This window comes from Helicobacter rappini (assembly GCF_900198625.1).
GTDB classification, from domain to species: domain Bacteria; phylum Campylobacterota; class Campylobacteria; order Campylobacterales; family Helicobacteraceae; genus Helicobacter_A; species Helicobacter_A rappini.
Map to the genome: position 1 here is coordinate 38,461 of NZ_FZPK01000063.1, position 6,157 is coordinate 44,617.

6 protein-coding genes and 1 pseudogene are annotated in these 6,157 nt (G+C 31.7%); all 7 read right to left on the minus strand.

The genetic code is table 11. The features are described 5' to 3' along the window. Positions 1 to 4: 4 nt before the first annotated feature. On the minus strand, positions 5 to 715 hold the full coding sequence (locus C6H17_RS10980) for a hypothetical protein (protein WP_005219860.1): 711 nt from the start codon (positions 713 to 715) through the stop codon (positions 5 to 7). 15 nt (positions 716 to 730) lie between these two features. Continuing rightward, a complete protein-coding gene (locus C6H17_RS10985) occupies positions 731 to 2,317 on the minus strand; it encodes a S28 family serine protease (RefSeq protein WP_005219861.1) in 1,587 nt (528 codons plus the stop codon). Next, positions 2,304 to 3,227, minus strand: a complete 924-nt coding sequence (locus C6H17_RS10990; protein ID WP_005219862.1) for a hypothetical protein — start codon at positions 3,225 to 3,227, stop codon at positions 2,304 to 2,306. Before C6H17_RS10990 ends, C6H17_RS10985 begins: the two co-directional genes overlap by 14 nt. Next, on the minus strand, positions 3,214 to 3,993 hold the full coding sequence (locus C6H17_RS10995) for a hypothetical protein (protein ID WP_223808363.1): 780 nt from the start codon (positions 3,991 to 3,993) through the stop codon (positions 3,214 to 3,216). Before C6H17_RS10995 ends, C6H17_RS10990 begins: the two co-directional genes overlap by 14 nt. Positions 3,994 to 4,129: 136 nt before the next feature. Then, complete coding sequence (locus C6H17_RS11000) at positions 4,130 to 4,807, minus strand: hypothetical protein (protein WP_396279282.1); 678 nt, start codon at positions 4,805 to 4,807, stop codon at positions 4,130 to 4,132. Positions 4,808 to 4,873: 66 nt separating this feature from the next. After that, positions 4,874 to 5,602 (minus strand): hypothetical protein, encoded by a 729-nt coding sequence (locus C6H17_RS11005; protein ID WP_005219865.1) that lies wholly within the window; start codon positions 5,600 to 5,602, stop codon positions 4,874 to 4,876. A 9-nt stretch (positions 5,603 to 5,611) separates the two neighbouring features. Then, positions 5,612 to 6,157, minus strand: a pseudogene (locus C6H17_RS11010) (lipase); the annotation flags it as partial.

The window sequence follows — 6,157 nt, forward strand, 5'->3', positions numbered from 1 at the left end:
ATTTTCAAGCCACTTGCCTTTTGGTAGGAGGATTAGGACAACCTACAATAGAGCTATGTAATAAATCAGATTCTAAAACCATAGGTATGCCTTTAGACTTAAAAGGTTTGCCTTTATTACTCTTTAGCTTTACTACTCCATTATGAGGACATTTAAGTTCATTATCTTCTAGTATTGGGTGAAGCATAGCTGTGCTTGTAGTAGAATCTTTTGTTTGAGAGTCTTGCTCTTTTTGTTTTTCCCTTTGTGCTTGTTCTTTTTCTAATATTTCTTTAGATTCTTTGGAGTTACATTCTAATTTGATATTAAGGCTAGAATCTAGGAGGGAGTAATGTAAGAGGGTTAGGGTATTGCTACCTAAAAATACTTGGAGGGTGCTTAGGGAATTGTTAGAATCTCTATTATTGCTTGTAGATTCTATAGAGTTAGAATCTGTTTCACCGATTAAGTGATAGATGGGTTTAGATTCATCTAAGCCTAGATTACTATCTTTAGAATCTAATATGCCAAAGAAGCATTCGTTATAGGGTTTAGTAGATTCACTGCCGCCTGTGAGTAAAATACCAAACCAAGAAATATAAATCTCTCTTGCATTGCTATATTTTATTATTTTTATACAATCAAGGACTTCATTTTCCTTAGCGAAATAAATTGCCTTATTCTCCAAAACAAAAAATTCATTACTAGAATATTGTGGCTTCACTATTTGTTTCATTACATTCCTTTTGTGTTATAAATACATATCTTCTTTAAATATGACTTTCTGTATCTCTCCTTGCTCTATGCAGAAATGAAATCTATCTCTATAAGCATTAAAACTAAAATCATCTAGCCCATTTTGATAAATCTTATATGTGCTTGTATTGTAACCTAAGAAATATGCAATATTTTTTGAGTTCAAAAGGCTATTTTGATTCTCTGCGATAAGTCTATAAGCCTGTGATTTTACCAATGGACGCAAGTAGCCCAAATCAAGCTTATTGAGAGAATCTAGCGGGATATTTATGAAATCATTGGTAGAAAGTGGCATGATGTATATTTGCTTATTTTCCATAAAAGCCTCCAAGCCCATATCTTGCAAAAAATCAATACTCTTTGATTCTATGAGGTTGTGATAATATGCTACATCACTCAATACACAATCTATCGCCTCACTTAGAGTTTCACCCCTCCTATGCAACAAAGCATAATGATAAAGATTGCGTAAAAAGACATTCATATCTTGCAGATTCATTTGCTTTTTTGCATTATTATGGATTCTATCTAGCAATCTATCTAGCCTTTCTAATGCACGCACACAATGAGCTGGGTAATGAAAGTCATTGTTTTTGTCATTGATATAATATAAATAGCCTGGTGTTTTTGTGCCTAGCTCTTGGACAAAATTTGCTAGTATCCATTGGTTATTATTGAGGTTAGAATCATTATCAGTATGTATATGAAAGGTTTTGTCTTTTAAAATATTCATCGCTTCTTGTCTGTGTGATTTTGATAGATTGATATAGGCTTGTTTTCTATGTTGTTTGCTATTTGTTTCTGTCTCTTTTGCTTTAATGTGCAGACTTTGCAGCAAAGTAAATAAACCTCGCCATAATCTTTTGCTTCCTGGTGCTTGATAGGTATAAAGCCCTTTTATGATATGCGGATAGGTAAGTGCGAAAAGCTGTGCTAAATAGCCCCCTAGTGAATGCCCCACTACAACCAATGGCGTGTCTTTTGTGATGCAACTATTTTGCTTTAGTCTAAAATAAAAATTTATCATAGAATCATATTGAAATTTTGGTAGCTTGCGGAATAAAAGGGAGCCATCTGTGGCTATATCAGTAAATCCAAAATCTCTATTCAAAACAAAATCAGTTCCTGCTAGTGCTAAAACATATTCCTTATTGTTTATATGTCTAAAGAGTGTAGCCCGAAAACCACCTCTAGATTCTCTATCTTTTTCATTGATATGATCAATCACTTCATAGTCTTTAGCAAAATTGAGGGCAAGACTTTCTCGCCCTATAAATCCACCCACAGGAATTTTATCGCCAATCTCATTTGTAGGGCGCAAAAGGGCTTCTTGCAATAATAATCTTTCTGTTTCTAAAAATTTTTTTAATGTATCTTTAGGTATATCTGTGCTATATGTATTATAAAAATGCCTCCTAGCTTGCATAAAATCTTTAAGTTTTACATTTCCTGCAAAAGCCGCAATGGAATATTTATACACAAGCCTTATATGTGTTTCATACTGCAATAAGTTGCTTTGATTGCTAGAATCTATATAGTCTAGCATTATGGGAGTGTTTATGCTTTGGTTATTTTGTTTCATTTAATTCCTTTATTATTGACATTTCAAAACAATAATATAATGGATATTGTAGCACTTCAATAAATTCATTATAGCCGGGTTTTGCATTATATTCCACCTTTGCTGGATCTTTATTGCTTGAAATATACATACCCCTATCTGCATAGAGATTATAGGATATGCTTTTAAATGCTATTGCCTGTGTTTTTTTATTTCTTATGAGAAATTCCTTTTGTGTTATCAAAGATTCCTTATCTATCCTTTGCTCTATTGTTTCTCCATAGTAGTTTTCTAAAAGAAATAGTTCTTGTTCTAAATCTTTTAGCAATGTTTTTTTATCCTTTTTTATAATCTCGCCATAATGATTTACTTTAGTAGCGACATATTCTTTCTTATTGTGTATAGTCTTTATCTCTTCTTTGATATTATGTATTGTTTTTTTATCTGCATTAATGATTTTTTTAAATATATTTGATTCTGTTCTATCTTTGCCAAAAATATAGTCTTTTCTAACTTTGAATCTTTGTTCTTCCTCTATGAGTGTTGCATAAATATTTGATAATCTTTTCCTATCCCTACCAAACATATAATCTTTTCTACCCATTTCTATATTACCATATAAGCGATACAAATAAGCAAAATTTTGATCACTATTAGGCTGAAGTCCTTCATCATAGAGAATCCCTACAAGATCTCCTTTTTCTCTAGCTTCTTTACATACTCTGGCAAATTCTCTTGAATCTGGATATATTGTTTGTATGCCTACGCAACCTGGCAAAAAACACACCATAACTATAAACATAAAACTTGCAATAGCATATTTATACATAAGCCTTATATGTGCTTCATACTGCAACAATCCCTTTAGATTCTTAGAATCCATATAATCTAACATTATGGGAGTGTTGGTGTTGTGGTTATTTTGCTTCATTTGGTTCCTTGAGTATTGACATTTCAACACAATAATATATTGGCTCCTGTTCATATTCAATAGAAGAATCATAGCCTGGTTTTGGCTTATAATCCACTTTTGCTGGATCTTTCCTTCTTGAAATAGACATTTCTCTATCCGCATAGAGATTATAGGATATACCTTTAAAGGCTATTGCCTGTGTTTTTTTATTTCTTATAAAATATTCTTTTTTTGTTATCAATGATGTTTTATCTATCCTTTGTTCTATCGTTTCTCCATAGTAGTTTTCTAAAAGGAGTAATTCTTTCTCTAAATCTCCTATCAACAATTTTTTGTCTATTTTTGCAGGCAACACATAACGATTTATTGAAAAAACCATATCTTCTTTTTTGTTCTTTATGTCCTTTATTTCTTTTTTGATATTATCAATTCTCTCTTTATCTGCATAGGTGATTGTTTTAATAATATTTGATTCTGTTCTATCTTCACCAAAAATATAGTCTTTTTTAATGCTCTTTGCTGCTTGGTCCATGTCGATGAGTGCCCCATAAATATTTGATAATCTTTCCCTATCTCTGCCAAGCATATAATCTTTCCTACCCATTTCTACATTACCATATAAGCGATACAAATAGTCAAAATTTTGCTCACTATTAGGTTGAAGTTTTTCATCATACAAAATCCCTGCAAACCCCTTTTCTCTTGTTTCATTACATATTCTTGCAAATTCCTTTGAATCTGGATAGATGAATTGGCGCATCTCACAACCTGTCAATAAACACACAATAAGCATAAGCATAAGAGTTGCAATAGCATATTGATACATAAGCTTGATATGTGCTTCATAGCGAATCAAATTACTAGGATTTTTAGAATCTAGCATTATAGGAGTGTTTGTATTTTGATTATTTTGTTTCATTTTATTGTCCTAATAATACTGAGGATTTATAGCAACTCCCCACTGCATGCTGTTCATATTTAATAGAAGAATCATAGCCAGGTTTTGGTTTATATTCTACCTTTGCTGGATCTTTCCTTCTTGAAATAGCCATTTCTCTATCCGCATAGAGATTACAGGATATGGTTTTAAAGGCTATTGCCTTTGTTTTTTTATTTCTTATGAGAAATTCCTTTTTTGTTATCAATGATGTTTTATCTATCCTTTGCTCTATTACTTCTCCATAGTAATTTTCTAAAAGAAATAGTTCTGTCTCTAAATCCTTAATCAATGTTTTTCTATTTATTTTTTCAGTATATTCAGGAGAGTATATTTTAGTAATTATTTCTTCTTTTTTACCTTTTAGTTCTTTTACATATTCTTTCATCTTATTGATTTGTTCTTTATCTGCATGAATGATTGCTCTATATACATTTGATTCTGTTCTATCTTCACCAAAGATATAGTCTTTTTTATCGTAATTCTTATCGCGTAAGCGATATAAATAAAAAAAGTCGCCGTCGCTATCAGGTTGAAGTTTTTCATCATATAGCCATTGCCCAATCCAACCTTTTTCTCTTGCTTCATCACATATTCTTGCAAATTCCTTTGAATCTGGATAGATGAATCGGCTCATCTCACAACCTGTCAATAAACACACAATTAGCATAATCTAAGAATTTCTTAATCAAGTTTATGTTTGCATTATGTGTTTGTATGTTTTTACTCATTGTGTATCCTTAGTCAATTTTTCAGTAAATCTTGTTTTAACGCCTTTTTGAAACCATAAAACATTTTTGTTTCCCTGTGTGTAGCCAACTTGATAACTTAATGGTAGTTGTCCTAAAAATGCACCATATAGCCATCGTTCGCCCTTTTCTAAGATAAACTCATTAGCAACAAGACATCGTGAGTTACTGCTAATAGGTGCTAAAAAATAGCTTTTTTCATAAATAAAGTCTATTGTAATTGCATTGGTGCTTGTTTTTATCACATAGCCATCTTTGTTTTTTAGCTGATTGCCATACATTGTAACAACTTGTGCTATATTGCCTTGTTTGTTTAATATGTATTCATTCGTTTCATACGACTCCCATTTCTCATTATTATCTAACTGCTCATTAGAGAATGATTCAATTAAGGGGGTTGCGTATTTATAAGTGCCACTTATTTCTTTACATAAATCTCGAAATTTATGGTATTCTGGGCTAAATATTGAAAAGAAATTAAAGTTTGATTGTCTTTCAGAAATGCCCATACCTCCAGCAAACCATAAAGCCACATAGATAATAGCTCCAAAGAATGCAGGCAAAAAAGCAAAAAGTAGATAAGGAAGTGTCTTTTTGTTTTTCCTCTTACGCAAGAAGTTAAAGATAAAAACAATAAGGACACATACGATAAATATATGCAAGAATGCCCATAAAGGCACAACGACAAATATATACAACGCAATCATTTACTTACCTTTAAAAGTATTTTCTTTAGGTGTGCATATAAGAGGAAATCCTTTATCACTCATTACACCACTAGAGACTAAATCTTGCATAATAGGATAATCATCATTAAACTTTTTTAATCCTCTTGCATTTGGAAGTATAGTAGCTACCATAGTGCAAGGTGTAGGCACACCTGCTATATTGTTTGTGCAGCCTATAATTTGAGAGTAAAGCAAATCAGATTCTAGAATCATAGGAATATCTTTAGATTTAAAGCTTTTGCCTTTATTGCTTTTTAGCTGGACTACTCCATTATGAGGAGATTTAAGCTCATTATCTTCTAGAATTGGGTGCAAGAATGCGGTAGCGATTACATTGTCATTCTGAGCCATAGGCGAAGAATCTTTTTGCTTTTGTGCTTTTTCTCTCTCTAATATTTCTTTAGATTCTGTGCTTTTAGATTCTAGTTTGATATTAAGACTAGAATCTAAAAGAGAGTAGTTTAATATTGTAAGGGTGCTGTTATTTAGGAATATTTGGAGAGTTTGGGTAAATCTCTCTTTAGAATCTTTTGT

Bases quoted from the DNA above. Each gene is read 5' to 3' on its own strand.
- C6H17_RS11005 (WP_005219865.1), bottom strand. From the start codon at position 5,602: ATGATTGCGTTGTATATATTTGTCGTTGTGCCTTTATGGGCATTCTTG.
- C6H17_RS10990 (WP_005219862.1), bottom strand. From the start codon at position 3,227: ATGAAGCAAAATAACCACAACACCAACACTCCCATAATGTTAGATTAT.
- C6H17_RS10985 (WP_005219861.1), bottom strand. From the start codon at position 2,317: ATGAAACAAAATAACCAAAGCATAAACACTCCCATAATGCTAGACTAT.
- C6H17_RS10980 (WP_005219860.1), bottom strand. From the start codon at position 715: ATGAAACAAATAGTGAAGCCACAATATTCTAGTAATGAATTTTTTGTT.